Source organism: Candidatus Macondimonas diazotrophica (assembly GCF_004684205.1).
GTDB classification, from domain to species: domain Bacteria; phylum Pseudomonadota; class Gammaproteobacteria; order UBA5335; family UBA5335; genus Macondimonas; species Macondimonas diazotrophica.
Window position 1 is genome coordinate 84663 of record NZ_SRIO01000002.1, and the last position, 26992, is coordinate 111654.

25 protein-coding genes are annotated in these 26992 nt (G+C 63.0%); 6 read left to right on the forward strand and 19 right to left on the reverse strand.

Annotated elements, in window-relative coordinates; all coding sequences use genetic code 11:
* Positions 1-2: 2 nt before the first annotated feature.
* The 7 genes from E4680_RS01965 to ccoN are packed head-to-tail and all read right to left on the reverse strand — an operon-like array spanning position 3 to position 5385.
* Positions 3-482 carry a FixH family protein gene (locus tag E4680_RS01965; RefSeq protein ID WP_135280698.1) on the reverse strand — a complete coding sequence of 160 codons (480 nt, stop codon included), beginning with the start codon at positions 480-482 and terminating at the stop codon, positions 3-5.
* The gene (gene ccoG, locus E4680_RS01970) at positions 479-1903 is read right to left on the reverse strand and encodes a cytochrome c oxidase accessory protein CcoG (RefSeq protein ID WP_135280699.1); all 1425 of its coding nucleotides are present in this window, start codon (positions 1901-1903) and stop codon (positions 479-481) included. Before ccoG ends, E4680_RS01965 begins: the two co-directional genes overlap by 4 nt.
* A complete protein-coding gene (locus E4680_RS01975; protein ID WP_240696080.1) occupies positions 1900-2217 on the reverse strand; it encodes a hypothetical protein in 318 nt (105 codons plus the stop codon). The genes ccoG and E4680_RS01975 overlap by 4 nt, the downstream gene beginning before the upstream one ends.
* Positions 2218-2226: 9 nt before the next feature.
* Positions 2227-3135 (reverse strand): cytochrome-c oxidase, cbb3-type subunit III, encoded by a 909-nt coding sequence (ccoP, locus tag E4680_RS01980; protein WP_135280700.1) that lies wholly within the window; start codon positions 3133-3135, stop codon positions 2227-2229.
* Positions 3132-3305: a cbb3-type cytochrome oxidase subunit 3 gene (locus E4680_RS01985; RefSeq protein WP_135280701.1), complete on the reverse strand. Its 174-nt coding sequence runs from the start codon at positions 3303-3305 to the stop codon at positions 3132-3134. The genes ccoP and E4680_RS01985 overlap by 4 nt, the downstream gene beginning before the upstream one ends.
* A 3-nt stretch (positions 3306-3308) precedes the next feature.
* Positions 3309-3923, reverse strand: a complete 615-nt coding sequence (ccoO, locus tag E4680_RS01990; RefSeq protein WP_135280702.1) for a cytochrome-c oxidase, cbb3-type subunit II — start codon at positions 3921-3923, stop codon at positions 3309-3311.
* A 22-nt stretch (positions 3924-3945) separates the two neighbouring features.
* A complete protein-coding gene (gene ccoN / locus E4680_RS01995; protein WP_135280703.1) occupies positions 3946-5385 on the reverse strand; it encodes a cytochrome-c oxidase, cbb3-type subunit I in 1440 nt (479 codons plus the stop codon).
* Between the two features lie 256 nt (positions 5386-5641).
* Between ccoN and E4680_RS02000 the strand changes: the two genes are divergently transcribed.
* Positions 5642-6559, forward strand: a complete 918-nt coding sequence (locus E4680_RS02000; protein ID WP_135280704.1) for an alpha/beta fold hydrolase — start codon at positions 5642-5644, stop codon at positions 6557-6559.
* Here the strand turns inward: E4680_RS02000 and E4680_RS02005 are convergent.
* Positions 6553-7752, reverse strand: a complete 1200-nt coding sequence (locus E4680_RS02005) for an MFS transporter (RefSeq protein ID WP_135280705.1) — start codon at positions 7750-7752, stop codon at positions 6553-6555. The two genes, E4680_RS02000 and E4680_RS02005, sit on opposite strands and share 7 nt — an antisense overlap.
* Positions 7753-7818: 66 nt before the next feature.
* On the opposite strand from E4680_RS02005, the gene E4680_RS02010 reads away from it, so the two are divergent.
* A complete protein-coding gene (locus tag E4680_RS02010; protein ID WP_135280706.1) occupies positions 7819-8487 on the forward strand; it encodes a nitroreductase in 669 nt (222 codons plus the stop codon).
* 162 nt (positions 8488-8649) lie between these two features.
* Here E4680_RS02010 and E4680_RS02015 read toward each other — a convergent pair whose 3' ends face one another.
* Entirely contained in the window at positions 8650-9903 is a 1254-nt protein-coding gene (locus E4680_RS02015; protein ID WP_135280707.1) for an alkane 1-monooxygenase, read from the reverse strand.
* A gap of 166 nt (positions 9904-10069) precedes the next feature.
* A complete protein-coding gene (locus tag E4680_RS02020; RefSeq protein ID WP_167792334.1) occupies positions 10070-10915 on the reverse strand; it encodes an SAM-dependent methyltransferase in 846 nt (281 codons plus the stop codon).
* A 130-nt stretch (positions 10916-11045) separates the two neighbouring features.
* Between E4680_RS02020 and E4680_RS02025 the strand changes: the two genes are divergently transcribed.
* Positions 11046-11315: a hypothetical protein gene (locus E4680_RS02025; protein ID WP_135280709.1), complete on the forward strand. Its 270-nt coding sequence runs from the start codon at positions 11046-11048 to the stop codon at positions 11313-11315.
* 40 nt (positions 11316-11355) lie between these two features.
* On the opposite strand, the gene purL is transcribed toward E4680_RS02025, so the two are convergent.
* The 3 genes from purL to E4680_RS02040 are packed head-to-tail and all read right to left on the reverse strand — an operon-like array spanning position 11356 to position 16397.
* Positions 11356-15240, reverse strand: coding sequence for a phosphoribosylformylglycinamidine synthase (gene purL / locus E4680_RS02030; protein ID WP_135280710.1), 3885 nt, complete (start codon positions 15238-15240; stop codon positions 11356-11358).
* 29 nt (positions 15241-15269) lie between these two features.
* Positions 15270-16049, reverse strand: coding sequence for an MBL fold metallo-hydrolase (locus tag E4680_RS02035; protein ID WP_135280711.1), 780 nt, complete (start codon positions 16047-16049; stop codon positions 15270-15272).
* 12 nt (positions 16050-16061) lie between these two features.
* Positions 16062-16397 carry a DUF1820 family protein gene (locus tag E4680_RS02040; RefSeq protein WP_135280712.1) on the reverse strand — a complete coding sequence of 112 codons (336 nt, stop codon included), beginning with the start codon at positions 16395-16397 and terminating at the stop codon, positions 16062-16064.
* 105 nt (positions 16398-16502) lie between these two features.
* Between E4680_RS02040 and E4680_RS02045 the strand changes: the two genes are divergently transcribed.
* A complete protein-coding gene (locus E4680_RS02045) occupies positions 16503-17105 on the forward strand; it encodes a GNAT family N-acetyltransferase (RefSeq protein ID WP_135280713.1) in 603 nt (200 codons plus the stop codon).
* 78 nt (positions 17106-17183) lie between these two features.
* On the forward strand, positions 17184-17741 hold the full coding sequence (locus E4680_RS02050) for a DUF4168 domain-containing protein (RefSeq protein ID WP_135280714.1): 558 nt from the start codon (positions 17184-17186) through the stop codon (positions 17739-17741).
* 1 nt (position 17742) lies between these two features.
* Here E4680_RS02050 and E4680_RS02055 read toward each other — a convergent pair whose 3' ends face one another.
* From E4680_RS02055 to E4680_RS02080, 6 genes are all read right to left on the reverse strand, one after another.
* Entirely contained in the window at positions 17743-18264 is a 522-nt protein-coding gene (locus tag E4680_RS02055) for a DUF4124 domain-containing protein (RefSeq protein ID WP_167792335.1), read from the reverse strand.
* Between the two features lie 189 nt (positions 18265-18453).
* Positions 18454-19251 carry a UDP-2,3-diacylglucosamine diphosphatase gene (locus E4680_RS02060; RefSeq protein ID WP_135280716.1) on the reverse strand — a complete coding sequence of 266 codons (798 nt, stop codon included), beginning with the start codon at positions 19249-19251 and terminating at the stop codon, positions 18454-18456.
* Between the two features lie 31 nt (positions 19252-19282).
* Positions 19283-20479: an NAD-dependent epimerase/dehydratase family protein gene (locus E4680_RS02065; protein WP_135280717.1), complete on the reverse strand. Its 1197-nt coding sequence runs from the start codon at positions 20477-20479 to the stop codon at positions 19283-19285.
* Positions 20476-21531, reverse strand: coding sequence for a glycosyltransferase family 4 protein (locus E4680_RS02070; RefSeq protein WP_135280718.1), 1056 nt, complete (start codon positions 21529-21531; stop codon positions 20476-20478). The genes E4680_RS02065 and E4680_RS02070 overlap by 4 nt, the downstream gene beginning before the upstream one ends.
* A 110-nt stretch (positions 21532-21641) precedes the next feature.
* The gene (locus tag E4680_RS02075) at positions 21642-24968 is read right to left on the reverse strand and encodes a mechanosensitive ion channel domain-containing protein (protein ID WP_167792336.1); all 3327 of its coding nucleotides are present in this window, start codon (positions 24966-24968) and stop codon (positions 21642-21644) included.
* Positions 24969-25108: 140 nt separating this feature from the next.
* Positions 25109-25636: an Hsp20/alpha crystallin family protein gene (locus E4680_RS02080; RefSeq protein WP_135280720.1), complete on the reverse strand. Its 528-nt coding sequence runs from the start codon at positions 25634-25636 to the stop codon at positions 25109-25111.
* A gap of 225 nt (positions 25637-25861) precedes the next feature.
* Between E4680_RS02080 and E4680_RS02085 the strand changes: the two genes are divergently transcribed.
* Entirely contained in the window at positions 25862-26992 is a 1131-nt protein-coding gene (locus E4680_RS02085) for a CaiB/BaiF CoA transferase family protein (RefSeq protein ID WP_135280721.1), read from the forward strand.

A 26992-nucleotide genomic window follows, 5' to 3' on the forward strand; every position in this document is an offset into this window, starting at 1 on the left:
ATCTAGCCTTCCCGCGACACCAGCGGAACCAATCGCGTGGCGTCGGTGCCCGGCCGCCAGCGTCCTTCCAGAACCCAGCCAGCCTGACTTTCCAGGCGCAGCACGCGCGGTTCGCGCAAGCCATTGGGCAGGCGCGCTTCATATTCGCCCGGTGCGAACGGTTGCAGAATGCTGATCTGATCCCGGTCCGGCAGGGTCGGATGTAACCAGCGCAGGGTCAGGGGTGTATTTGCCGTCTCGCCGCTCACGCGCAGGTAGAGACGCTCGCTGTCGAGCCGAAAGCTCAGCGTTGCGCTCGTGGGCCCTGGAATGGCGTCCGGTTGGAGCGCAATTCCGACGCGACTGAACCGGTCCGGAAGCAGGGTGTCCGCGTGCTCCACGGCAATCCACAGGGTGATGAATCCGCCGATCACAGCCGCTGCCGGGGGCAGCATCAGAAACCAGGGCCAGAATTGGCGGTACCAGGGCGGTGAGATATTCATGGTGTTTGCGTCGACCTCGGGCCCAGGAAACGGGCGGTTTCACGAATGACGGGGGCATCGGGATCATCCACGGTATGCAGAATGAGCTCGACATCCACCGAGCCGCTGACGGCGCTTGCGGGCACCTGAACCCGGGCCGGAATCGGTTGAATGGCGCCGGGTGGGAGGGTGATGGTGGCCGGATCGCTTTGCGCCTGGATTCCCGTGATGCCTCTGGCTTCGAGCCGATAGCTGTGCGGGGTTTCACTGCGGTTGTTGATCTTCAAGGTGTAGCTGTTCTCGATCCGACCGTCGTCCAGGGTCCGGTAGAGCGCATTGCGATCGCGCAGCACATCCATCGACAGCACCGGCCGGGTGAGAATTGCATACACCGTCAGACCGCCGGCGATGAGGAGAATGGTCGCGTAGATCACAATTCGCGGCCGAATGACGTGGGTGGCTTTGCCGTCCAGCGCATTCTGGGTCGTGTAGCGGACCAGGCCTCGCGGATAGCCCATGCGATCCATGACCTGGTCACACACGTCGATACACGCGGCGCAGCCGATGCATTCATATTGCAGCCCCCTGCGGATGTCGATCCCGGTCGGGCAGACCTGAACGCACATCGTGCAGTCGATGCAATCGCCCAGGCCAACCTGTTTGGGATCGCTGCCGCGGCGGCGGCTGCCGCGCGGCTCACCGCGCTGTTCATCATAGGAAATGATCAGGCTGTCGCGGTCGAACATGGCGCTCTGGAATCGCGCATAGGGACACATGTACATGCAGACCTGCTCCCGCAGGAAGCCTGCGTTGCCGTAGGTGGCAAAGCCGTAGAAGAACACCCAGAACGATTCCCATGGTCCCAGCTGGAATCGGACCAACTCTGCCAGCAGCTGACGAATCGGCGTGAAATAGCCGACGAAGGTCAGACCGGTCCAGAAACCGATTGCAATCCAGATGGCATGTTTTCCCCCGCGGCGCAGGAGTTTATCGCGCGTCCATGGGGATTGATCCATTTTGATGCGCTGCACGCGATCGCCTTCGATCTTGCGCTCGATCCAGAGGAACATTTCGGTCCACAAGGTCTGCGGGCAGGTGTAACCGCACCATAGCCGGCCGGCCAGGGCGGTGAAGAAGAGGAGGGTCACCGCGGCCAGGACCAGCAGGATGGCGGCATAGATGAAATCCTGCGGGTAGAACGTCATCCACAGGATATGGAACCGGCGTGCCGGCAAATCCCAGAGGATGATCTGGCGATCGCCCCACGGTACCCAGCACAGGGTGTAGAACGCGCCGAGGATCAGGACGAGGGCAATGCGTCGCAATCGCTGATAGGTGCCGGTCACCTCACGGGGATGGATCTTCCGGCGCGCAGCGTAAAGCGAGCCGTTGTCATCTGTCTCGGGCGGCGGTGCGGAATGTCGGGAGGAGGCGGTATTCATGGCATCTCGCGGTTCGAATCATCCGCTGCAGTTCCCTCTGCGCTTGGACCTGCCGGCGTCCTGAGCAGGATGTAGGTAAAGAGGCTGGACAAGGTCGTCACGCCCCAGAACATGAAAAAACCCAAGGTATAGCCGAGTTCCCGGCTGATCTCCCATTCCGGGCAAGTGGCCAGATGCAGCACGTGGGGATCAACCTGGGAGAAAAACGCGGCCGTGGCGACGACCGCGCTGACAAAGGAAGGCCAGAGCACCACCGCAATCGCCCGCGACAGGGCGCCAAGGCGGTATTCCATGTTCTCTGGTGCATCGATCATGGTCGTACCTCAGGGTTTGGGTGGACTGCCCCGATGCGACAGGTGGTACACATACGCGGCCAGCAGGTGGGCACGGTCGGGACCCAGGATCGGCTCATGGGCCGGCATATGACCTTGGCGGCCGCCTCGGATGGTCTGCGCGATGGTGTCCGCCGAGCCCCCGTAAAGCCAGATGCGGTCGGTCAGATCCGGCGCGCCCAGCGCTGTATTTCCCTTGCCGTCCGCACCATGGCAGGCGGCGCAGACTGTGGTGAACTTCTGCTGGCCGGCCGCCGCCAGAACGGGATCGCTCGGGCGTCCGCTCAGGCTGAGGACATGTTGGGTGACTGCGCGCACGCCTTCCTCACCCAGCATGGGTCCGAAGGGCGGCATGACCCCGTTGCGCCCTTTGAGGATGGTCTCCAGTACGGTCTCGGGCGCCGCGCCGTAGAGCCAATCGCCATCGGTCAGGTTGGGAAAACCTGGCCCGCCTTGGGCGTCGGAACCATGACAACCGGCACAGGTGTTAGCGAATAGCCGGGCGGCGGTTTCCATTGCTTCCGGGTTGCGACTCAGTTCCGCAAGCTCGGTGGCGGCGTAGGCCTGGAACAACGGACCGTAGCTTTTTTCGGCTTCGGCGATCTGCGTTTCATAGGCCCCCACCTGGCTCCAGCCCAGGAGTCCCCGGAAGTTGCCAAGGCCGGGGTAGAGAGCCAGATAGATCACCGAAAATATGATGCTCAGGTAGAACAGGTAGAGCCACCAGCGCGGCATCGGCTTGTTGTATTCGGTCAGATCGCCGTCCCAGACATGGCCGGTGGTATCGGTGCTGGCGGGTTCATCTTTGCGTGGCTTGGCTGTCCAGCGGATCAGCCAGACTGCAGCTGCAATGTTCACAACCGTGAGCAGGACGACATACAGGCTCCAGAAACTGCTCATGAACGGCTCCTTTGGTCGGCGCTTTCGAGCGGCTCGTCCTCTTGCAGCGGGAGGCGGGCAACACGGTCAAAGTCTGCAGGCTTGTGCCACAGGTAGGTCCAGGCCACGATGCCGATGAACACCAGCATCAGGATCAACGTGATGAGGCCCATCAGGGTTCCGCTTTGCATGGTTCACCTCTGTCCTGAAAGGGCGACGCCCAAGCCTTGCAGGTAGGCAATCAGAGCGTCTTGCTCGGTCTTGCCGGCCAGTGTTGCGCCAGCGCCGTCGATGTCGGCGTCGCTGTAGGGAACGCCCAGTGTCTTGAGCGTGCGCATGTGGGCAGCGATGGTTTGGCCGTCGACCAGCTTGTCTGCCAGCCAGGGATAGCCCGGCATGTTGGATTCCGGTACGACATCGCGTGGGTTGTTCAGATGCACACGATGCCAGTCGTCCGAATAGCGTCCCCCGACCCGTGCCAGATCAGGTCCGGTGCGCTTGGAACCCCATTGGAACGGGCGGTCATAGACGAATTCGCCGGCGACCGAGTAATGCCCGTAGCGCTCCGTCTCGGCACGGAACGGTCGCACCATCTGGGAATGGCAGTTGTAGCAGCCTTCCCGCACGTAGATGTCGCGTCCCGCCAAGGTCAGGGCGGAATAGGGGGTGACGCCGGGCGCAGGCGTCGTGGTCTGGGCGCTGAAGATCAGCGGGACGATCTGGACCAGCCCGCCGATGCTGATGACCACCGCAATCAGCACGGCCATCAGGGCAATGTTCTTTTCGACGAACTCATGTTGCTGAGACATCCGGGAAACTCCTGCAGCGACTTCAAAGATGGGCGGGGTCAGGCAACAGCACCGGAGCGGGTGTCGTCTTTTCGGCCATCTGGACGGTCTTGAACACATTCCACGCCATCATCACCATGCCGGTCAGGTAGAGGAGTCCGCCGCTCAGGCGGATGGCGTAGTAGGGATAGGTCGCCTTCAGGCTTTCGATGAAGGTGTAGGTCAGCGTGCCGTCCGTATTTACCGCGCGCCACATGAGTCCCTGCATCACCCCCGAGATCCACATCGATCCGGCGTAAGCCGCGATCCCGATGGTGGCGATCCAGAAATGCCATTCGACCAGTCGCATGCTCCACATCTCCCGGCGGCCATACAGCCGCGGGATGAGGGCATACAGCGAGCCCATGGTGATGAAGCCGACCCAGCCGAGTGCGCCGGAATGCACGTGACCGATCGTCCAGTCGGTGTAATGCGACAGGGCGTTGACGGTCTTGATCGACATCATCGGTCCCTCGAAGGTGCTCATGCCGTAGAACGATAGCGACACGATGAGGAACTTCAGAATGGGATCGGTGCGCAGTTTGTGCCAGGCACCCGAGAGGGTCATGATGCCGTTGATCATGCCGCCCCAGGACGGCGCCAGCAGCATCAGCGAGAACACCATGCCCAGCGACTGCGCCCAGTCGGGCAGCGCGGTGTAGTGCAGATGATGGGGGCCGGCCCACATGTAGATGGAAATCAGCGCCCAGAAGTGCACGATGGACAGGCGGTAGGAATAGATCGGTCGTTCCGCCTGCTTGGGCACGAAGTAGTACATCATGCCGAGAAAGCCGGCGGTGAGGAAAAAACCCACGGCATTATGCCCGTACCACCACTGCACCATGGCGTCAACGGCGCCGGCGTAGGCCGAGTAGGACTTCGTCGGTCCGGCGGGCAAGGCGGCGCTGTTGACGATGTGGAGCACCGCCACAGTGAGGATGAAGGCGCCATAGAACCAGTTGGCGACGAAGATGTGGGGAACTCGCCGCTTGATGATGGTGCCGAAGAACACGACGGCGTAGGCGACCCAGACCACGGCGATCAGCAGATCGATGGGCCATTCCAGTTCCGCGTACTCCTTCCCCTGGGTCCAGCCCATCGGCAACGAAATGGCCGCCAACAGGATGACCAACTGCCACCCCCAGAAAACAAAGGCGGCGAGCCCGTCGCTGAACAGGCGGGTATGGCAGGTTCGCTGGACCACATAGAACGAGGTGCCCATCAGCGCGCTGCCGCCGAAGGCGAAGATGACGGCATTGGTGTGCAGCGGGCGCAACCGGCCGTAGCTGAGCCACGGCAGATCGAAGTTGAGCGCGGGCCAGAGCAGTTGAGCGGCGATGAACACGCCCGCCACCATTCCCACCAAGCCCCAAATGACGGTTGCGATGGAGAACTGGCGAACGACGCGATCATTGTAGGTTTCGCTCGCATGAGTTGCCTGCATGGCGGGTTCCTTTTCTTGATGCGTTGAAAATCTGTAAATGGCGGAGAGGTCAGGACGAATTTTGCGCTGCTCGTGGTCGAGGGGCTTTGATCTATATCAAGGCGTGGTTCAATGGTTTTCTGCAGATATATTGAAGTTTCCAATAGTTAGTATGTGGCATTGGCGCCCTGCGCGCGTGACCGGTCTGGTTCTAATTGACATGTAATTGTGGTAAAGACAGAGATTGGATTCGTGCAAATTCCTTCAAAGAGACTTCATGGAAGAAGTTGCTGTCCGCCTCCCGCGGTTGATCCCCGGGACAGTCTGGTCTTATCCCATCAGTCGCGACATGGAACTCCGTGGCCGCGAGTTTCTGCGCGGACGATCCACCCTGCTCCATTTCGTTCATGGCAATGGCCTGTGTGGTTTGGCGTATTGGCCGATGCTCAAGCCGCTGACCGATCGATACGATCTATGCCTGCACGATGCCCAGGGACATGGCGACAGCGATGACGGGCATCGATTTCCGGGTTGGAACCTGAGCGCGGAACGCATGGCACAGGTGGTGTTTCACCGGCGGCGTATCTGGGGACAGCGCGAGGTGATCGGGTGCGGACATAGTTTTGGGGGCGTGTTGACGTTGCTTGCGGCGGCGCGATACCCGAGCCTGTTCGATGCGGTCATATTGCTCGATCCGATCATCTATCCGCGTTGGCTCGCCGGCGTGGCGGCTACGTCGTATTACACCGGCCTCAGTCGCTACAATCCCATGGCCTTGCGAGCTCGTCGTCGGCGGCGGGAATGGCCGAACCGTGCGGCGGCGCTCGAATATTTTCGCGATCGCGGCATGTTCGCCGGGTGGCGTGAGGATGCCTTGCATAGTTATGTCGACCATGCTTTGGCGAAACTGGCCTGTGGCAGCGTCGCGCTCAAGTGTCCGCCATGGGTTGAATCCCAAGTCTTTTCAGGTTTTCCCCGCGGCATATGGTTGGCGTTGCAGCGTATCTCCTGTCCGACATTGATTCTTTACGGACAGCATACCTATCGATTCATCCCACCGGCGGTGCGCCGTGCGCACGAGATCAACCCGCGTATCCAGACTCGGATGATGCCGGGCAATCATTTCTTCATGCAGCAGATGCCTGAGCGCACCAGCACCGCGATCGAGGCGTGGTTGGTTTCCCAGGGCTATTGAGAACGCATTCCGGCAGGCGGGCCGACGGCGCTGAGTGCGCAGGGAATGGCGAGCAGGACCAGACTGCCGGCGATCAGGAAAATCCCGGGCAGGCCCACCCGAACCACGGCCAGGCCCAGGCCAAACTGGGCCAGGATGGTACCGATGTTGAAGGCTGCGACGAACAGGGACATGCCGCGTCCATGTTCGTGAGACGGGAGATGATTGATCAGCATCACGTTCAAGGTCGGGTAGGCGAGGGAATGACCGATACCCACCAGAATCCCGCACAGGACATAGACTGACTGGCTGTCGATGCGCGCCAGCAAACTGGTTCCGGCGGCCATGGCGATGAGCGAGAGGGTGAGCACAAAGCGTTTGCTGTTCCCGTCGACCAGGTGGGAGAAGCCCAGGCGGATCATGATGGAGGTCAGGGCAAAGGCCAGTGTCAGCAGGGTGACCGGCTCAATCCCTCTCGCCAGCGCCTGGGGCTGGGAGAATACCAGCACGGTTCCGAACGCGAGGCCCATGAGGAGAGCGCTGGTGGCGATCTTGCCGATCACCGGCTCGAAGGCAAGTCTGCGCCATGAGCGGGACGTGGCAGGACGCCGGCTTTCGCGTTGCGAGGTCGGCTCGGGGAGCCGCGAACCCACCAGCAAGGCCAGCAGGCTCCAGCCCGAGGCCAGCACGAAGACCGGGATGAAGCCATGCATGTGGGCGACCCACTCCGCCAATGCGGGTGCCAAGCCGTAGGTGACGAGTGTCGAGACACCGAACAGGCCCAGCGCGCCACCGCGGCGCGCCGGATCGACCAGGTCCACGGCCAGCGTCGAGGAGTTGACGAACCAGCAGGCGAAAGCAAGGCCCTGTAGTCCCCGCAGGAGATAGGGGGTCGACCCCATATCGCCCACGCCGATGAATGCCAGCGCGGTCAGGCCGAGCAGCCCTGCCCCCGCAATCAGGAACGGACGCCGACCGTGCCGATCCGAGCCACTGCCGATGAAGGGAAGACACGCCACCATGCAAAGCCCATAGGCGGCCATGATGGTGCCGACCTGGCGATCGCTCGCCCCCAATTCCGTTATGAGATACTTCGGGAGCAGGAAAAACGTGGCGAAGCCCATGAAAAAACAAAAATTCGCAACCATCAGGCTCGCGAAGGGATGTTGATTCAGGCGGCGTTTCCAAGGGTGGCGGGTTGACTGATCCGGCATGAATATCCCCTGGGAGCGACAGCGCTGATTATAAACCGGCCATGACCGGGTCACAGGAGGACCGACATGCAATTCGACGAAGCGATCAGGCGGCGCTATAGCGCGCGCGCATTTCAGGATCGCGAAGTGCCTCGAGCGCACCTTGAGGCCATCCTGGAGTCGGCGCGTCACACGCCCTCGTGGTGCAATACGCAACCGTGGGAGCCGGTAGTCACCGTTTCGCGGACGGCAACGGATCGCTTCCGTGAAGCCCTGTGGGCACACGTGCAGTCGGGTCGTACGCCGCAACCCGATCATCCGTTTCCGGTTCGCTACGAAGAGCCCCATGCCACGCGGCGCAAGCGCTGCGGCGGCGCGCTCTATACGGCCTTGGGCATCGCGCGGGAGAACAAGCGGGGCGCATTCGAACAGACACTGAAGAATTTCCGCCTGTTCGAGGCGCCGCATGTCCTGCTCGTGTTCTGCCACGAAAGCCTGGGGTTTTACGGGGGCGTGGATTGCGGGTTGTATCTGCAATCCTTCCTGCTGGCCGCTCAGGCCCGGGACGTCCAGACCTGCGCCCAAGCAGCACTCGCGACCTATCCCGCCTTTGTCCGGGAATACTTTGACATGCCGGCGGATCGCAAGCTGCTGTTCGGCTGTTCCTTCGGCTATGCCGATCCCGATCATCCGGCCAATGGTTTTCGGACTGAGCGCGAAACCGTCGAGGCTCAGGTCCGTTTCGTGGATCGCTGAACAGGCCGCGCGCCATCGTCCCGTGCCGGCTCAGGGAGGGCGCCGCGCCGACCGGCGCGGATGTTTCGCGCAATGGCATCGTTTATGACGATGCCTTCCCGAAATAAATCGGGCGCCATCCCTGGGTTCAGAGGTGGCGCCCGGTGATGAGCGAATCGGCGATCAGGCCGTCGCCAATCGATCGGCAGGATGCGGCCTGGCAGATTCCGGCGCGGCTGGTCCGTTTTCCGCGAAATACCGCTTGGCGGCTTCCACCAGATCCGGGATTCCGCTCTGCAGATTTTCCGTCATGGCCAGACGGCGCTCTTCCGGCGTTGCCATGTTGAGGTCCCAATACAAGAGCTTCTGGGCCATCAGCTCGTTCCACAGCGGGGGGATCAGCGCAATGAGAAAGCTGATGCCGTAGCCGTAGATGGTCGTGGGCGCTTGATCACGAAAGGCTTTCAGGTCCCAGAACTCCACGCTGGCATCGGCGTGGTGGTGCGAGTGCCGCGAGATGGCCACGGTGACGTAATAGCTGGCCGTCACATTGCTGTTCCAGGCATGGCGCACCTGCATGGGCTCGGTGGGCACCCGGACCAGCCCGTAATGCTCGATGTAGTTGGCCAGCTCCAGCGCTAGGTGGGTGACAAAGGTCACGCCCAGGATGCCGAGCAATCCGTACAGACCCGCCGCCCAGATGAAGAACACCACCACCAGAAGCTCCATGCCCCAGCCGCGCAGCGCCTTGTTGCGCCAATTCCAGGGTGACTGCCCCATGCGCTGAAGGCGTTCGGCCTCCAGATCCCAGGTCATTTTCTTCTGACCGACGATGGAGCGAATCATGAAGTGATAGAAGTTCTCGCCCCGGCGTGCCGTGGCGGGGTCAGCCGGGGTGCAGACCAGGTTGTGATGACCATAGGGATGGCGGATCGAGAAGTGCGTGAACAGGCTGAACGCCTCGCCCAGCCGGCCGATGAACACGGCCAGTGGATTTTCGGTGCGATGCGTCAACTCATGGCCTACGGCGATGGAGGCGAGCGCCCCTGCCAGACCGCCCAGTCCGACGACACCCACTGTGGTCCAGACGGTGCTGAGTTCGGCTTGGCGGCTCAGGATATCGACGCCTGTGATGGAACCGACGGCGGCACCGAGACCGAACAGATCGTTGGGCAGCCCCATATACCAGGCCACCAGCACGATCATGGCGATGCTGGCCAGTTGGCTGAAATACTGAATGGGGTAGAAGATCCATGCCTGTTCATAGGCCGGCTCTTCCTCGTAGCGTCCGGACAGAAGCTCGCCGATCAGCAAGGCGCCAATGGCGCTGGCGAAAAACGTGAACGGCCAGACTCCGCCAGTCAAGGTGATCGGGATGCCCGCCAGGACGATCCAGGTGCCGATGAAAAATCGGCTGTACTTCCAGATTGCGCTCATTGGTGTCTCCTCCACGCGCGAAATCAAACAGGCCCCTCAGCCTGTGCGACCGCCTCGTGATACAGGTCATTGACCTAGGCGGCTTTTTTGTATGAGTTTATTGTCCCACAGACTGAACGGTCGTTCAATGACGGCGCCAAAAAACCGTAGGCTTCTAAGCTGGCGGTTACTTGACGGCGGTGACGATGCCGTAGATCCAGGCGCGGCCAATCAGGCAGGGATACTGGAGTTTGGCCGCGATGATGTTTCGAGTCTGGACCGGTGTGCGGATATGGAGCTTTTCCAGCAGCTTGCCACCCCACAGGGTGTATTTCGCGGCCAGATGCATGCGCCGTGACGACGGCAACACACGAGCACACGCATCGTCGAAGCGGATGTCGCGAAAGCCCAGATCGGTGAGATCGTGCTGGAATTGCTGGACGCCGGCGAGGTTGTCGACTGCCCAGCCATCGAGCCAGCGCTGGTAGTCTTCGCGTAGGTGCTCCGGAAAGGTGCTGTCGTTCATGAAGCCGTCGGTGATCACCAGGCGGCCGCCGGGTTTCAGTAGCCGGTAGGCTTCGCGGAGAAAGTCGCGCTTGTCGATGGCGTAGCTTACGCTTTCCATGCCGTAGATGCCGTCGAAAGATGCATCCGGCAACCCGGTATCGGTGTAGCTTCGGCGAACGAAATTCACTTGTCCTTGGAGGTTCCGCCGGCGGACCAGCTTCTCGGCCCGCGCCAGTTGGTCCGGCGAGATGTTCACCCCCGTAACCTGCGCACCGCGGTTCTCGGCCATCCAGATGCTGGTGCCGCCGATCCCGCAGCCGGCGTCCATCAGTCGATGTCCCGGCTCGAGCTTGAGGCGTTCGGCAACCTGCCGGTTCATGTTGACTACCGCGGCATGAAGGCCGCGATGCTCGGCATCATGGTAGCCGTAGTGCAGTCCGAGATGCCGGAAGGTCCCCCAGATCATGAGGTAGTCGATGTGGCTTTCCCGGTAGTAGTCCAGGATTGATTGCTGCTGGGTGTCCATACCATATCGCGGAGGTGGAAAAGGCCCGGCAAGTATAGCAGTCGATCCGCACGGCGCTTGCATTATGATAAATATGAGGAGGGGCATGTGCGGTGTGGCGAATGAGCCCGCCCCCATGGAGAACACAAGGATGTGGCACGCGGAGGGAAAGCGAGTGCGCCGCTGGTGGTCCGCAAAAAACCAAATACTGATCGAGCATCGGAGCCGGTTTCTGGTTCTGGGATTCGGCCTGTGCCTGATCGCAACCTACTATTCGGCCAGCGTTCCCCGGGGTGGGCGCATGCTCGCTTACTTCTGGAGCCCGCAGGCTGACGTGGAGTTGCGGTTGGCTTTTATCCTCGGCGGGCTGTTCCTGTTCCTGGGGTTATGGGGCTACAAGCTGCGTCACGACGAGCGCTGATTTGCCCGACTGCGCTCCGAAATATTCGCACAGCGGCTGTTCAGCCGACCCATGCGCGGGCGTTCTGGAACATCCGCAGCCAAGGACTGTCCTCGGGCCAGTCATCCGGGTGCCAGGACAGGTGGATGCTGCGAATCACGCGCTCCGGGTGTGGCATCAGGATGGTCGCGCGGCCATCCTCGGAGGTCAGGCCAGTGATACCGCCCGGTGACCCATTTGGGTTGGCGGGATAGCGTTCGGCCGGATCGCCTTGGGCGTCGATGTAGCGCAGTGCAACGCGCGCTTGCGCCGCATCCGCCGGATGGTCGAAAGCGACCCGGCCTTCGCCATGGGCCACCGCAATCGGCAGGCGTGCGCCGGAAAGCCCGTTCAGAAACAGCGACGGAGAATCCAGCACCTCGACCAGACTTAGCCGCGCCTCGAACTGTTCCGAGCGGTTGCGCAGGAAACGCGGCCAGTGTCCAGCGCCGGGGATCAGCGTCTTAAGCTGGGAGAGCATCTGACAGCCGTTGCAGACGCCCAGCGAAAAGCTGTCCGGGCGTTCGAAAAACGCCTGGAACATCTCCCGAAGTTGGGCATTGAAGAGGATCCGCTTGGCCCATCCGCCGCCGGCCCCGAGCACATCGCCGAACGAAAAGCCGCCGCAGGCGACCAGGCCCTGAAAATCGGCGAGTGAGGCGGCACCGGTCAGCAGGTCGCTCATGTGCACATCGACAGCCGCGAAGCCGGCGCGATCGAAGGCCGCCGCCATCTCGACATGGCCATTGACGCCCTGTTCGCGCAGGATGGCGACCCGAGGCCGTCGAGCCGGGGATGGCGCGGGCAGCGGCGTGAGTACGGGCAGACAGGCCGCGCCAAGCCCGGGATCATCGCCGGCCTCGAGCGCGGCGTAGGCTTCGTCGGCACAGTCCGGATCGTCGCGCAGTCGCTGCAGCGCATGGCTGGTTTCGGACCAAATGCGGTGCCAGGCGAGGCGATCACCGGTCAGTACGGACTCGTTGCCGGCGCGAAAGCGGAGTGTGGCGCCGGGCTCCGGTTGGCCGATGCTGTGCACACAGAACCCGAGTCCGGCCTGCTCGAATGCAGTCCGTACCGCGGCGTGGTCCGATTCGCGAATCTGAATCACCGCGCCGAGTTCTTCGGCGAACAGCGCGCCAGCCGGGCTGCCGCCGAGCACGCCCAGATCGACATCGAGACCGCAGCCGCCAGCAAAGGCCATTTCCGCCAGGGTGACGAACAGCCCGCCGTCGGATCGGTCGTGATAGGCCAGCAGCCGGCCTTGCCTGGACAGTTCATGGACGGTGCGGATGAAGGCGCGCAGTCGCGCCGGTTCATCGACATCGGGCACCTCGCCGCCCAGACGACCGAACACCTGGGCCAGGCAAGAGCCACCCAGACGCTGACGGCCCGCGCCCAGATCAATCAGCAGCAGGGTGCTGGGGCCGGCATTCAGGCGCAGCTGGGGCGTCAGGTGATGCCGCACATCCTCGACCGTGGCGAAGGCCGAAACGATGAGCGACACTGGCGCGGTCACGCTCGCGGTGCGCATCCCGTCCTGCCAGACGGTCTTCATCGACAGGGAATCCTTGCCGACCGGAATGGTGATGTCGAGTGCGGGGCACAGTTCCATGCCTACGGCGCGCACCGCGTCGAACAGCGCCGCATCCTCGCCGGGATGCCCTGCGGCCGCCATCCAGTTGGCGGAAAGAACCACATCTGCTGTATCGCGGATCGCCGCGGCGGCGAGATTCGTCAGGGCCTCGCCCACGGCCAGCCGAGCCGCCGCCGCGGCGTCCACGAGTGCGGCGGGGGTGCGTTCGCCCAGCGCCATGGCTTCTCCGGTCCAGCCGCTGTAGGTCGTGGCGGTCATGGCGCAATCGGCGACCGGCACCTGCCATGGGCCCACCATCTGGTCGCGCACGGTGAGTCCCCCGACGCTGCGATCGCCGATGGTGATGAGGAAGGTCTTGTCCGCGATGGTGGGCAGGCGGAGCAGGCGCTCCGCGGCCTCCTGCAGATCGACGGCGCGCAGCGCGTCATCCTCTCGTGCCCCGGCCGGGGCATTGTGGGCGAGCCGATGGGTCTCTCGATGCATGCGCGGCGGCTTGCCGAGCAGAACGGACAGCGGCAGATCGATGGGCTCATTCCCGAAGTGCGCATCGGTCAGGGCCAGATCGGCATTCTCGGTGGCCTCGCCGACGATGGCGTAGGGGCAGGATTCGCGTTCACACAAAGCGATGAACGCAGGCAGCCGCGCAGGGTCGATGGCGAGCACATAACGTTCCTGCGCCTCATTGCACCAGATTTCCATCGGCGACATGCCCGGGTCGTCACTCGGGATGGCGCGCAGGTCGAATCGGCCGCCGCGCGCGCTGTCGTGCACCAGCTCGGGCAGTGCATTGGACAGTCCGCCGGCGCCGACGTCGTGAATCGCCAGGATCGGGTTGTCCGCCCCGCGCTGCCAGCATTGGTCGATGACTTCCTGGCAACGTCGCTCCATTTCGGGATTCTCGCGTTGCACCGAGGCGAAATCGAGCTCGGCGTTGCTCTGGCCGCTGCTCATGCTGGATGCCGCGCTGCCCCCGAGGCCGAGCAGCAGTGCCGGCCCACCCAGCACCACCAGTGGGGCCTGCGGGGGGATGGGCTGTTTCTCGACATGGTCGCGACGGATGTTGCCCATGCCGCCGGCCAGCATGATGGGTTTGTGGTAGCCGCGCACCTCCACGGTCCCGGATCGCTCGATGGACTGTTCGTAGCTGCGGAAGAAGCCGGCGAGGTTGGGGCGCCCGAACTCGTTGTTGTAGCCGGCGCCACCCAAGGGACCGGCCAGCATGATGTCCAGTGCCGAGGCAATGGCGGGTGGACGGCCATGATCGATCTCCCACGGTCGTGCCTTGCCGGGCAGATTCAGGTTGGAGACCGCGAAGCCGGTCAGCCCCGCTTTCGGATGGGCGCCGCGGCCCGTTGCGCCTTCGTCGCGAATCTCACCGCCCGCGCCGGTTGCCGCGCCGGGAAAGGGCGCAATCGCCGTGGGGTGGTTGTGGGTTTCCACCTTCATCAGCAGATCGATGGCTTCGGTCGCGGCGCCATACTCACGGGTGGCGGGATCCGGGAAAAAACGCTCGCCCGAATGGCCTTCGATGACGGCCGAGTTGTCCTTGTAGGCCGAGAGGATGCCGCGGCTGCGATGCGCGTAAGTGTTGCGGATCATGCCGAACAGCGATTGATCCTGGGCCTGTCCGTCGATCACCCAGCTGGCGTTGAAGATCTTGTGCCGGCAGTGCTCGGAATTGGCCTGGGCGAACATCATCAGCTCGACGTCCGTGGGGTCCCGACCGAGCTGGCCGAAGCTGTCCAGCAGGTAGTCGATTTCATCGGGGGCGAGCGCCAGCCCCCAGTCCCGGTTGGCCGTTTCCAGCGCAGCGCGTCCGCCGGTAAGAACGGGGACGGTACGCAGCGGGGCGGGCTCCGGATGGCGAAACAGCAGCAGCTCGGCATCGGTGATGCGTTCGATCAGGGTCTGGGTCAGCCGGTCATGCAGCAGATCGCCCAGATCCGCTCCAGGCGAGCGTTCCGGTGGAAAGCCGGTCAGCTCCAGCCGCACGGCACGCTCGATGCGCCGAACCTCGGTGAGGCCACAGCCACGCGCGATGTCGGTGGCCTTGCTGCACCAGGGCGAAACCGTACCGGCGCGCGGGATGACCCACAGCTGCCGGCTCGCCGCCGCCGGCTCGGCTGCGGGCATCGCGTCGAGCAGTCGTTCGAGTCGGGCTTCGGCCGCCGGGTCCAGCGGCCCGGACAGGTCCACCAGGTAGTCGTGATGCGCCGTGACCGCCGAGACGGTGGGCATGCGCGTCTGGATCGTCTGGAGCAGCTGGGCCAGCCGAAAGGGCGACAAGGCGGGGGATCCGTGGATGAGACGCATGCATAGTCCTCAAAAAAACGGCGATTCGCTTAGCGGTGCCGGACCATCTCGTGCCAGTCCAGGCCCTGATCCTGCGGCGCCAGTGTCAGCTCTGCCGCCTCGGCCGGCAGGCGATCCGCCAAGGCCTGGCGGACATGATGGGGCGAGTTGTTCTTTTCGCTGATGTGCCCGGCGATCAGGTGCTGCAGGGCCTGCCGGTCGACGCCTGCCAGCAATTCTACCGCCTGATGGTTATTCAGGTGGCCGAGCTGTCCGCCGACGCGCGCCTGCAGTTCCGGTGGATAGGGCCCGGCGGCGAGCAGGCCGGGGTCATGGTTGAACTCCAGGATCAGCGCGTCGAGCCCATCGAGGCAGCGCCGCATATGCGGTGTGACATGGCCGGCGTCGCTGAGAACGCCCAGGCGCTGGTCGCCATCCGAGAACACGAACTGGCAGGGTTCGCGCGCATCGTGTGGGACCGGATAGGGCTGGATGGCCAGATCGCCGATGACAAAGGCTTCATGCGGGTTGAAGAGTCGCACCTCGGGCAGTTTGGGCGTGCCCGCACCGCGATAGGTGCCGGCGGTCAACCACACCGGCAGCTTGAAGCGCCGTGCCAGCCGCGCCACCCCGCCCATGTGGTCGCCATGTTCATGGGTCACCACGATGGCACACAGATCCTCGCCAGTCAGGCCCAGAACGGCCAGGCGGCGCAGGGTTTCATTGACGGCGAAACCGCAATCCATCAACACCGTTGTCCGGCCGCAGCGGACCACCGTGGCATTGCCACGGCTGCCGCTGCCAAGGGTGGCGAAACGCAGCCCGGCCATCGGCTGGATTGATCAGCGCGTGCCCGGGCCGTTGCCCGGATTGTTGTAGAACGGTCCGGGAAACGGGGTTACATTGCCGTCGAGCGGTGTGATGCGGGCTACGCCTTCGCGCTCGACCTCGTCGATGCGAATCAGGGCATGCAGAGGAACGTGACTGCGTTCGACGCCGGCAAACTCGCTTTTGAGGCGTTCTTCGGACGGATCCACCAGAACATCCGACCGGGTTCCGAAGATCAGGTTTTCCAGGGTCACAAAACCGTAGAGTGCGTCTTGGGTGACGGTGCGGGCATAGACTTCATAGACCTTGCCCTGGTTGAGGAAACTCACCCGAAAAAGCTTGTTTGCCATGTACACTCCATCACGAATCCGCAAAGGCACTGCTGGCCTTTTTCAATGGGACGGTAGTGTAACGTAAGCAGTCTCCGTCCGCCCCTGGATTTCTGGAGCGAACCGATGAACGAGGCCCTGCGCATCGAGTCCCTGACCGGCCCGGCGATTCGGCCGTATCTCGATGCCGTGGCGCGCTTGCGCATCGCGGTGTTTCGCGACTTCCCGTACTTGTATGATGGTTCGCTCGACTACGAGACGGACTATCTGGCGGCCTACAGCGCCTGCGCGGAGAGTTTGTTCGTCTTGGTCTACGCGGGGAGCGAGATCGTGGGCGCGTCGACGGGCATGCCGCTCGCCGCCGAAACCGCCGCGCTCCGGCAGCCGTTTCAGGCCCGTGGTCTGGCGGTTGAATCGGTATTCTACTTCGGAGAGTCGGTCCTGCTGCGATCCTATCGCGGGCGTGGCCTGGGCCGCCGCTTCTTCGATGCGCGCGAGGGCTATGCCCGGCAATTGGGTCGATTCACCCATACGGCATTTTGCGCGGTGGAACGCCCGATGGATCATCCGCTGCGTCCGGCGGATCATCGCCCGCTCGATGCGTTCTGGGCGCAGCGGGGTTATCACCGCGATCGGCAATTGCAGGCCCGGATGAGATGGAAGGACGTCGATCAGGCAGTCGCTACGGACAAGACGATGATTTTCTGGTTGCGAACGCTCGACGCCTAGGCCAAGGGGCCACGGGCAGATCAACCCTGGGTGCTGCGGTGTGATGTGAAAGGCGGATCGTTCAAAGGAGTTGGAAGAATGAGCAGCCGTTGGGCTCACAGAATCGGGATGGCCGTCCTGGGTGCGGGGTGGTGCACGCTGGTTGCGGCGCAAGAGGCCGAGGTATTTACCCTGCCCGAGGAGCCGCCGGTGGAATCGGAGCAGATCGACCTGGACCGTGATGCGGATGAGGTGAACATCCCCGCCCTGCCCGGGACCGGGGTTGCGACACCGTCCACGGTTTCGGCGCCTACCTCAGCGCGCCGGGCGATCGCCGCGCCGCTGCCCGGTCTTCCCAGCGGAAGCGGGCGCATGGGAAATCCCGGTACCAGGCAAATCGAGCAGTTCGCACGCATCTATCGTGAGCTGGAAGCCATACATGCCCGCTACCAGCGTCTGGTACCGGCGGCAGATGAACTGGAGCGACAGAGTCTGGCGCTGAGCGGAAATGCCGAAATGCGTGCGGCCATCGAGCAAGGCGGGATGAGCGTAGCGGACTACAATGCGATCTCACTTCGCCGCTGGGAAGATGCCGACGTTGCCCGTCGGGTGGACGAAGCGCTGGCGGCTACGGCGGGCAAGCCGGGCGGCCGTTGACTCAGCGCTGCTGGCGGCCGGCATTGTCGTAGGCGATGACGCGGCCTTCGCGGAACCTCACGATCCGGCGGCCGTCGCCCCGATCGGGGTAGTGCCAGCGCTCCTCCCTGCCCTGTGCACTGGCCGATTTGCCGATCCGATCCGGCGTGCCAAGCAGTTGCCGGATTTGCGCGGTGGTCATGCCGGCCATGATTTCCCGCCGCTGATAAGCATCCTCGATGCGTTTTTCGCGGGCATGGTTTTCCAGCCATTGCCGATCGGCCTGCCGCTGCGTGGCCTCGGCAATGGCCGATTCCCGTTCCCAGCGCCGAATGCGGTCGGCCTGTGCCTGCTGCGCGGCGGGATTCAACCGTCCGGAGGGGTGTGGATCGGGCCGTTCGATGCGGCCTCCGGTGCAGGATCGATCGGTATAGACGATTCGCCCGTGCTGTTCGCAGCGATACACCTCGGCCTCGGCCAGCCCGGTTGCACCGCACAGCACCAGCAAAGCTGCCCCACCCAATGGTATGCGAGCGTGCGTCATGGACCCTCCCCGGATCATCCGATGGCGAGGGTATCGGCGGCAGACGGCTGTGAAACTTGAGCGGCATCAGACACGGATTCCGGATGTGCCGATGATCCCGCACGACGCGCCGCAATTCTGATCCCGGACGAAGCCGTGCCGCGCGGTCCAGCGACCACGCGGCGCCCCAGCCGGTGGGGATACGCCGGCTTAAGCGACTCGGCGCAGCATCACCGGGCTGCGTTCGGTGCGCGCATCGGCCCAGCGGACCAGCGAAATCTGGCCCTGGCGGTCTTCTGCCAGCGCGGTACAGCTCTCCACCCAGTCGCCGCAGTTGCAGTACTGCAGGTTGTGAATGCGCGAGATTTCAGCATGGTGGATGTGGCCGCAGATGACGCCGTCGATACCATAACGCGCTGCTTCACGGGCCACGGCCTGCTCATAGTTGCCGATGTATTTCACGGCTTCCTTGACGCGGCCCTTGACGAAGGCGGACAGGGACCAGTAGGGCTGTCCCATGATCTGGCGGACCATGTTGACGGGCCGATTCAGTTGCAGCAGGGCATCGTAGACCTTGCTGCCGAACAGTGCAGCGAGTTGCGAGTACTGCACCACACTGTCGAATTCATCTCCGTGCAGCACCAGAAAGCGCTTGCCGTCCACCGTGGTGTGCATGGCATGACGATGAATGGCGATGCCCCCGAATGTGGTTCCGGCATGGTCGCGAAACAGGGCATCGTGATTGCCGGGAATGTAGATGACTTCGGTGCCCTGACGCGACACGCCGAGCAGATAGCGCAGCACGTTGTTGTGCGCCTGCGGCCAATAGATGCCGCGCCGCAGCGCCCATACGTCAATGATGTCGCCGACCAGGTAGAGCCGCTCGCAGGGGTGTTCATGGAGGAACTCGAGCAGCATGTCGGCCTGGCAGCCACGGCTGCCCAGATGAACATCGGAAATCCAGATCGTGCGGTATTTCGACTCGGCGGGACTGGATGTCGTGTTCATGGCGAAACCTCCAGGTGTTGGGAAATCGACTTCATGCCACGGCTGCGGTGGGCGTTTCCCCGTCGTCGCGGCGCCAGCGGGACGTGCATGGAATCTTGCGAAGATCGCAGCGATTGGCGTAGCGCCGTGCAATGTCGTGGACTTCCTGCATCAAGCCTTCACTCAGCGTGGTGGGCTTGAGACCGAGATCAAGCAGACAGCGGTGATCCACCTGAAGCTCGTTTTCCGGCGCCTCGCGACGGGGATTGGGCAGGAAGCGCATGGCAGCACCGGTTTGCTCGGCCACCAGGGCGGCCAGATCGCGTACCCGGTGCACCTCGGTGAGCTGATTCATGATGTGCACGCGCTCGCCGATGCGGGGCGGATGGCGCAGTGCCAGTTCGATGCAGCGCACCGTATCCTGGATGTGGATGAAAGCGCGGGTCTGGCCCCCGGTGCCATGGATGGTCAGCGGGTGACCGACGGCGGCCTGCATCAGGAAGCGGTTGAGGACGGTGCCATAATCGCCGTCATAATCGAAGCGATTGATCAGCCGTTCATCAAGCTGGGTTTCAGCGGTCTGGGTGCCCCAGACGATGCCCTGGTGCAGGTCGGTCACGCGGATCTGGTCGTTCTTGTTGTAGAACGCGAAGAGCAGTTGATCCTGGGTCTTGGTCATGTGGTAGACGCTGCCCGGATCGGTCGGGTGCAGGATTTCCCGGTCACGCCAACGCCCCTTCGCATCGCGGATGCGCACCGGCAGATAGCCCTCCGGAATCGGCGCATCGTTCCCGCCGTAGCCATACACACCCATGGTGCCCAGGTGGACCAGATGGGCATCCAGTCCAGTTTCGACCAGGGCGCACAACAGATTGTGCGTCGCCGCGAGGTTGTTCTGCACGGTGTAGCGCTTGGTGGCCGGTGAGCGCATCGAATAGGGCGCCGAGCGTTGCTCGGCGAAATGCACGATGGCATCCGGGCACGACCGGCGCAGCAGTTCGCACAGCGCGTCATAATCATGTGCCAGATCGAGCGCGCTGAATTCAATGACGCGCCCGGTCCGTTCGTGCCAGGTGCCCAGGCGCGTTTCCATCGACGCGATGGGCGTGAGCGAGGCGGTCCCCAGCTGGTGATCGATCCGGCGCCGCGAGAGGTTATCGACGATCGATACCTTCATGCCGCGCGCGCTCAGATGCAGCGCTGTCGGCCAGCCGCAGAATCCGTCTCCACCGAGCACCAGTACGTTCATGGGCGATCTCCCTTGAGGGGCAGGCTGTCGAACAGGGAAAAGGGCAGCGGAATCCGTGCCGGAACCAGATAGTTCAGGAATTCCTCTGTGCTGTTGCCGAGTGACCAGCCCATCGCCGCAGCGCGGCAGACGGCAGGATCCAGTTCGAGGCATTTCAACGCGGCCTGCCGCAGGTCCTCATCCAGGTAGCCGGTTTCACCTTTTTGAATCAGGCTTGAAGGCCCCGTGACGGGGTAGGCCGCGACGGGGACGCCGCAGGCCAGCGCTTCCATCATCACCAGACCGAGGGTGTCGGTGCGGCTGGGAAACACGAAGCAGTCGGCATTGGACAGGTGCCGAACCAGCGCCTCTCCGGTCTGCATGCCGGTGAAGCGAATCTCGGGATAACGCGCTTCGAGTTCCTGTCGCGCGGGTCCATCGCCGACGACGTATTTGGTTCCGGGTAGATCCAGGCGCAGGAAATCTTCAATGTTCTTTTCAGGCGCGACACGACCCATGTACATGAATATCGGCCGTGGGCCGTCCAGAAAATCCTTGGCCATGGGGCGGAACAGATCGGAATCCACGCCGCGTCGCCATAACACCAGATTACTGAAGCCCCGGTTGCGCAATTCCTCGATCAGATCCTGATTGCTCACCAAGGTGCGCGTCGCTGCGCCATGAAACCAGCGCATTAGGGCATAGCCGGGGCCAATCGGCAGGATGGGGACGCGGGTGTTGACGTATTCGGGAAAGCGGGTATGGAACGAGGTGGTGAACTGCAGGTTGTGCGCCGTGCAGTAGCGGCGTGCTGCGAGTCCAAGCGGCCCCTCGGTGGCGATGTGAATATGCTCGGGCTCGAAGGCATCGAGCAGCCGGCGCACCTTTCCATCCGGCCACACCGCTAGACGGATTTCCGCGTAGCCCGGCATGGGAACCGTGTTGAACAGGCCCGGTTGAATGACTTTGACCAGATGGCCGAGGGCGCGAAGGCGGTTATCGAGCGTGCTGAGGGTTCGGACCACCCCATTGATCTGAGGCTTCCAAGCGTCGGTTATCAAGGCAATTCGCATTCATCATCTCGCTGCAACTGGCAATTTTCCAGCCGGGAACGGCCCGGGATGCGCGTTGCAGCGGATTATGGAAAGTGCCCATGACGAAACGATAACGCTCGGGTAACACTTTAATGACGTTCATCCGCCGGAGTGCGAAAGCCGTGGAGGGCTTCCGGCGAAACCGAACGCAAATGCACATCCCGCTGGGGAAAGGGAATTTCGATGCCGGCTTCACGCAACCGGCGCTCCAGCTCCATATGCAGCTGGTGGCGCACCAGAATGGAGTCGGCCAGGGTCTTGACGAAGACGCGCAGCTCAAAGTTCAGCGAACTATCTCCAAAGCCCAGGAACAGCACGGCCGGAACCGGTTCCTTCAGGATCAGCGCATTGTCGTGAATGACGGTCTCCATCACGCTCAGCGCCTTCTGGGTATCCGAGCCGTAGGCGATTCCAACCGGAATGATCGTGCGGGTGACCAGATCGCTCAGCGTCCAGTTGATGATGGAATCGGTCACGAAGCTCTTGTTGGGAACGATGAGTTCCTTGCGGTCCCAATCCAGAATGGTGGTGGCCCGGATGCGAATGCGGGACACGGTTCCTGAAACGCCTCCGACGGTGACCGTATCGCCGATGCGGATGGGACGTTCAAACAGGATGATAATGCCGGCCACGAAATTGGCGACGATTTCCTGCAAACCGAAGCCCAGTCCCACTGAGAGCGCAGCCACCAGCCATTGCGCCTTGCTCCAGTCGATTCCCAACTGGTTGACCACCACAACCAGACCGACCAAAAAGATCGCGTACCGGCTGAGCAGGGTTGCTGCATAACGGGTGCCGGCATCGACACTTTGGCGCTGCAGCACCAGCACCTCGAGCAGGCCCGGGATATTGCGCGCTGCGCTAACGGTCAGCGCCAGCGCAACCAGTGCCAGTCCGATGCTGCCGAGGGTGATTGCCTGCACGGTCGGCGGGGCGTCTCCGCCGCTGGGCGCGGTGATTGACCAGAGCGTGATCCGGTCCAGTACCTTGAGCGCGCCGAAGATATCGCTCCAGATCACGTACAGACCACCCAGCACCATCACGCTCAGCGCCAGCTTGAGCAGCGCTCTGACCTGCTCGTTCATGGTCTCCAGGTCCATCATGGGTTCCCGTGATGGCAAGGTCGCACCTTCGCCGCCGGTGGCGTGCGCGGGCGGTTCCTCCGGAGCCGGGCGCAGATGGTCTATCAGCTCCTGACCCGCACGGGCCACTTCGATGTGACGCAGGCTGACCGACAGACCACGGATCAGCAGGCTGATCACCAAGGCGCTTGCCGCCAGCAGCCAGCCGGTAAAGAAGGCCCGGGACTGCAGATGCACAGCGGTGTAGGTGTAGCCGAAAATCGGCATTACAGCCAGCACTGAAGCGCTGGCGAGCAGCAGCACGTAGCTGAGGTTGCGTCCCCGCCACGCCCATCCCTCGTGATGACTTTGCAGCCAGGCTCCCAAGACCCCGCGCGCCGGATGAAAGATCCGCGCGATGAAAACCACCAGGGCCACCGAAAAAACGATGTAGACGGCTCGCCCGAGCACCGGCATGCTCAGGCCGCGTGGATCGGCGGCGGCCAGACGCATCAGAACGGTGGCCAATGCGGTCAGGATTACCAGCCAACGCAGATTGCGGTAGAGCAGTTCGCGCGTTTGGGGTTGCCAGCGGAAGTGGGCTTCCAGGACGCCGCCGCGGCTGGCCAGACGCCGGAAAGACTCGATGACCCAACTGATCCACGCGGCGTGAATCAGGCCATCGCTGAGTCCCCACACGAAGCGGTCATTGCTCCCCTGTTGCTGCAGCATCCATCCCAGCAATCCGGCCAGGATGGGTAGTGGCAAGGCCAAAACGAAACTCGCCAGTGCGGCCCCGACGGTCAGGCTGAAGCGATCGTGTGCCGGATTGCCGACTTCGGTGCCGGTCCATTGCAGATAGCGCCGCAGCTTGGGCCGACTCCATACCGTCGCCAGAAGCGTGAGCAACGCCAGGGCGACGATCAGGGGCCGACTCTGTGCTTCGATCAGCGTGGCGTGGCGAACCCGCTGCCAGCGGGCGGGATCAGTCAGGGCGGTCAGTTCATTGAACAGTTCGACAAACCAGGCGCTTCGGATCGGCAGATCGCTGGCAATCCACAACAGATTTTCATCGAGCAGCCGCGTGTAGTCCGCCCCGATCTGAGTGAGCCGTTTCTGGCTCAGGTCCAGTTGGCTCAAGCGATCGATGAGCGTCAGATAGCTCCGGCTCAGTTGCTCGAGCAGATCCTTCTGGCTGTCCAGCAGTAATTCGGCTTCTGCGAGCAGCCGATCGGTTTGGCGGGTATCCAGCTGGAGCTGCGGATCCTCGTCCTGCAGGCGTGCGCGGGCGGCCTGTGCCGTGTCGGCGAGTTGGCGCCGCTTCTCGTCGATTTGGAACTGCCGCAGGCGCGTTTGGGCGATCTGTTCGCTGCGGGTGCGGGCTTGCTGGCGATAGGCTTGTAGATCCGGTAGCCGTTTACGCTGCTCGTGCAGAACCCGGTTCAGCGTCTGGCCTACACCGGCGATTTCGATCTGGGTCTGGGCGCTGCGGTAGAGCGTTTCGACATCTTCCAACTGACGCAGGGTGTTTTCGTTGTCGCGGCTGACTTCGTCGAGCGCACGGGCCAGTGCGGTGAGTTCATCGGCCAGAGCGGCGTTCTCGGCCGCCAGATTGCGGATCATCGGGTGGCGGGAATCGGCTTGTTCAATCGCACGCAGGGTTTCCGCGGTGGCCTGGTCGGCGCTCAGCAGCCGACTGCGGCCCAGCCGCTGAATGAGGACATCCACTCGGGCCTGCAGGGTACGCTGCAGGCCGCGCAGCTGATCCCGTTCCGCCGCCAGCAGCGCCAAGCGCATCGGATGGGTCTGCAGTTTGGTCTGGCGCAGACTGATCTCGGTATCGAGCAGCCGGTAGCGGGCTGCCTGGGTGAGCAGCGACGGGCTGAGGGCTTGGTCGTTCGCCTGTGCGGGAAACGAGGCGACCAGATTATCCAGTTCACCCTCCAGGCGCGCGATATCGTCGCGCAACTGGGTGGGCTGCATCGTCAGCTTCGTCAGCTCGGTTTCCAACTGGCTCAGCCGCGATTGCGTTTCGCTCAGGCGCCGTTGCGCGCTGTCCAGGGCCTTTTCCATGGCCGGAATCCCTGCGTTGGGCAGGGGAAGCGGTTCGACCGCGGGCGCGGAGCGCCGGAGTTTGTTGATGCGACTGTCTGCCTGCCGGGCTGTTTCCCGCAGGGTGGAAATCTGCTGTTTCAGGTCGGCGATGCGTTCGAGGCTATCCCGAACCGGCTGGAGCGTTTCGTCCTCCGCGCGCTGGCCGACCGCTTGCATGATGGTCGCCATCGTCGGGATGCGCTGGTCGAACGTCGGGGGATCCTCGGCTCCGGCCACCGGCATGCCGGCAAGTGTGAGCATGAGGAGAGCGAGACAGAGAGCCAGGAGTGATCGCACAGGGCGGCGCATTGCATAGCCATCGGATTGAATTTGGCAACTTTTAACCCAGCTGTGCGACCCGCTGCAAGCAGGGCGGGCGAGAACCCGCCCTGGAGGGGAACTCAGGTGCTTTCAATGGTCAACTTTTGCTTGCGGGCCACTTCCCGCTTGGGCACGGTGATTTCCAGCAGGCCGTCCTTGCAGCTTGCCTTGGCCTTCTCGGCGTCTACGGCTGCGGGCAGTTCGATGGTCCGGATGAATTCCCGAGAGCTGATCTCGCGGCGATGGAATTCTCCGTTTTCCTCGGTTTCGCTTCGCTTGTGGCCTCGCACCGTCAGGCTTTGATCGGTGAGGGTCACGTCCAGATCCTCGGCCGTCATGCCGGGAACCTGGGCCCGAACCACGACTTCGGCATCCCGGTCGATGACGTCCATGGCCGGCAGTTCCAGCTCAGCGGTCCGGAACCATTCATCAAGGCGAGGCCATTCGCGCGGCGTCATGGAAAGCGGGCGGTTGAAGAACCGTTCGAATTCCCGTTCCATTTCCCGCCACGGATGCAGCCACCGTGTCGAAGGCGCCGGCGGGATGGCGGGCTGGGCTTGGGGTGTTGCGGGACTGCTGGATTCGGGGTTTTTTTCGACTTCGGTCATGTCATGCCTCCAATGGTGTCAAGGATGCAAGCGCTTGCCGGAAGCTCCGGCAGCTTTTCGAAGGGCCGGAAACGGGTTTGTTCAATCTGAAACGATCAGATTCAAGAGGCCTTGATCTGCATCAAGAATCCGCGTCCGCGCGTGGGGACCCCCGTCGACTTCACGGGCCGGGCTGATCGGCTATGCTTGGACCTTTCGAGCGTACATTTGCCAGGGAGGCAACACATGGGACCATTGGAAGGAATCAAGGTGCTGGAAATCGCGGGCATCGGACCCGGTCCGTTCTGCGGCATGATGCTGGCAGACATGGGCGCGGAGATCCTGCGTGTCGACAAGAAAAACATTCCGGGCCTTTCCGGCAAGTTCGACGTGCTCGGCCGCGGCCGGCGTTCGGTCACGGTGGACCTCAAGAAACCCGAAGGGGTCGAGGCGGTCCTGCGTCTGACCGAGCAAGCCGATGTGCTGATGGAAGGTTACCGTCCGGGTGTCATGGAGCGGCTGGGATTGGGCCCCGAGGTGTGTCTGGCGCGCAATCCGCGTCTGGTCTATGCGCGCATGACGGGCTGGGGGCAGTACGGACCCCTGGCCCATGCGGCCGGGCACGACATGAACTACATCGCCATTAGCGGCGCGCTGCACGCCATCGGCCGGGCGGGCGAACGCCCTGTGCCGCCGATCAACCTCGTCGGCGATTTCGGCGGCGGCGGCCTGTTGCAGGCCTACGGCATCGTCTGCGCCCTTCTGGAGCGCGGCCGCTCCGGCAAGGGCCAAGTGATCGACACCGCCATGACCGACGGCGCTGCGCTGCTGATGACCATGATGTACGGCTTCAAGGCCGCCGGCATGTGGAAGGACAGCCCCGAAAGCAACCTGCTCGACGGAGCCGCTCATTTCTATGATACCTACACCTGCAAGGACGGCCGTCACGTGGCCATCGGTTCCATCGAGCCGCAGTTCTATACCTTGCTGCTGGAAAAGACAGGGCTCAAGGACGATCCGGAGTTCCGCAACCAGATGAACCAGCGCCAGTGGCCGGCGCTCAAGGCCAAGTTGCAGGCGGTATTCCTGACCAAGACCCGCGATGAATGGACCGAGATCATGGAAGGCACTGATGTCTGTTTCGGGCCGGTGCTGAGCATGGAAGAGGCACCGAATCACCCGCACAACACCGCCCGCCAGACCTTCATCACCCGCGATGGGGTGGTGCAACCGGCGCCGGCGCCGCGTTTCAGCCGCACGGTGCCCGAGTTGCCGTCCGAGCCGCCCAAGGCTGGACAGCACAATGACGAGGCGCTGGTCGACTGGGGATTCTCGACGGCTGACGTGGCCCGCCTGAAGGAACTGAAAGTGATATAG

Bases quoted from the DNA above. Each gene is read 5' to 3' on its own strand.
- E4680_RS02005 (WP_135280705.1), bottom strand. From the start codon at position 7,752: ATGCCGGATCAGTCAACCCGCCACCCTTGGAAACGCCGCCTGAATCAA.
- E4680_RS01975 (WP_240696080.1), bottom strand. From the start codon at position 2,217: ATGATCGATGCACCAGAGAACATGGAATACCGCCTTGGCGCCCTGTCG.
- E4680_RS02075 (WP_167792336.1), bottom strand. From the start codon at position 24,968: ATGCTCACACTTGCCGGCATGCCGGTGGCCGGAGCCGAGGATCCCCCG.
- purL (WP_135280710.1), bottom strand. From the start codon at position 15,240: ATGCGTCTCATCCACGGATCCCCCGCCTTGTCGCCCTTTCGGCTGGCC.
- E4680_RS02080 (WP_135280720.1), bottom strand. From the start codon at position 25,636: ATGACCGAAGTCGAAAAAAACCCCGAATCCAGCAGTCCCGCAACACCC.
- ccoO (WP_135280702.1), bottom strand. From the start codon at position 3,923: ATGTCTCAGCAACATGAGTTCGTCGAAAAGAACATTGCCCTGATGGCC.
- E4680_RS02035 (WP_135280711.1), bottom strand. From the start codon at position 16,049: ATGGCCGGGCTGCGTTTCGCCACCCTTGGCAGCGGCAGCCGTGGCAAT.
- E4680_RS02020 (WP_167792334.1), bottom strand. From the start codon at position 10,915: ATGGACACCCAGCAGCAATCAATCCTGGACTACTACCGGGAAAGCCAC.
- E4680_RS02025 (WP_135280709.1), top strand. From the start codon at position 11,046: ATGTGGCACGCGGAGGGAAAGCGAGTGCGCCGCTGGTGGTCCGCAAAA.
- E4680_RS02060 (WP_135280716.1), bottom strand. From the start codon at position 19,251: ATGAACACGACATCCAGTCCCGCCGAGTCGAAATACCGCACGATCTGG.
- E4680_RS02085 (WP_135280721.1), top strand. From the start codon at position 25,862: ATGGGACCATTGGAAGGAATCAAGGTGCTGGAAATCGCGGGCATCGGA.
- E4680_RS02070 (WP_135280718.1), bottom strand. From the start codon at position 21,531: ATGCGAATTGCCTTGATAACCGACGCTTGGAAGCCTCAGATCAATGGG.
- ccoG (WP_135280699.1), bottom strand. From the start codon at position 1,903: ATGAATACCGCCTCCTCCCGACATTCCGCACCGCCGCCCGAGACAGAT.
- E4680_RS01965 (WP_135280698.1), bottom strand. From the start codon at position 482: ATGAATATCTCACCGCCCTGGTACCGCCAATTCTGGCCCTGGTTTCTG.
- E4680_RS02040 (WP_135280712.1), bottom strand. From the start codon at position 16,397: ATGGCAAACAAGCTTTTTCGGGTGAGTTTCCTCAACCAGGGCAAGGTC.
- ccoP (WP_135280700.1), bottom strand. From the start codon at position 3,135: ATGAGCAGTTTCTGGAGCCTGTATGTCGTCCTGCTCACGGTTGTGAAC.
- ccoN (WP_135280703.1), bottom strand. From the start codon at position 5,385: ATGCAGGCAACTCATGCGAGCGAAACCTACAATGATCGCGTCGTTCGC.
- E4680_RS02010 (WP_135280706.1), top strand. From the start codon at position 7,819: ATGCAATTCGACGAAGCGATCAGGCGGCGCTATAGCGCGCGCGCATTT.
- E4680_RS02000 (WP_135280704.1), top strand. From the start codon at position 5,642: ATGGAAGAAGTTGCTGTCCGCCTCCCGCGGTTGATCCCCGGGACAGTC.
- E4680_RS01985 (WP_135280701.1), bottom strand. From the start codon at position 3,305: ATGCAAAGCGGAACCCTGATGGGCCTCATCACGTTGATCCTGATGCTG.
- E4680_RS02055 (WP_167792335.1), bottom strand. From the start codon at position 18,264: ATGACGCACGCTCGCATACCATTGGGTGGGGCAGCTTTGCTGGTGCTG.
- E4680_RS02065 (WP_135280717.1), bottom strand. From the start codon at position 20,479: ATGAACGTACTGGTGCTCGGTGGAGACGGATTCTGCGGCTGGCCGACA.
- E4680_RS02050 (WP_135280714.1), top strand. From the start codon at position 17,184: ATGAGCAGCCGTTGGGCTCACAGAATCGGGATGGCCGTCCTGGGTGCG.
- E4680_RS02015 (WP_135280707.1), bottom strand. From the start codon at position 9,903: ATGAGCGCAATCTGGAAGTACAGCCGATTTTTCATCGGCACCTGGATC.
- E4680_RS02045 (WP_135280713.1), top strand. From the start codon at position 16,503: ATGAACGAGGCCCTGCGCATCGAGTCCCTGACCGGCCCGGCGATTCGG.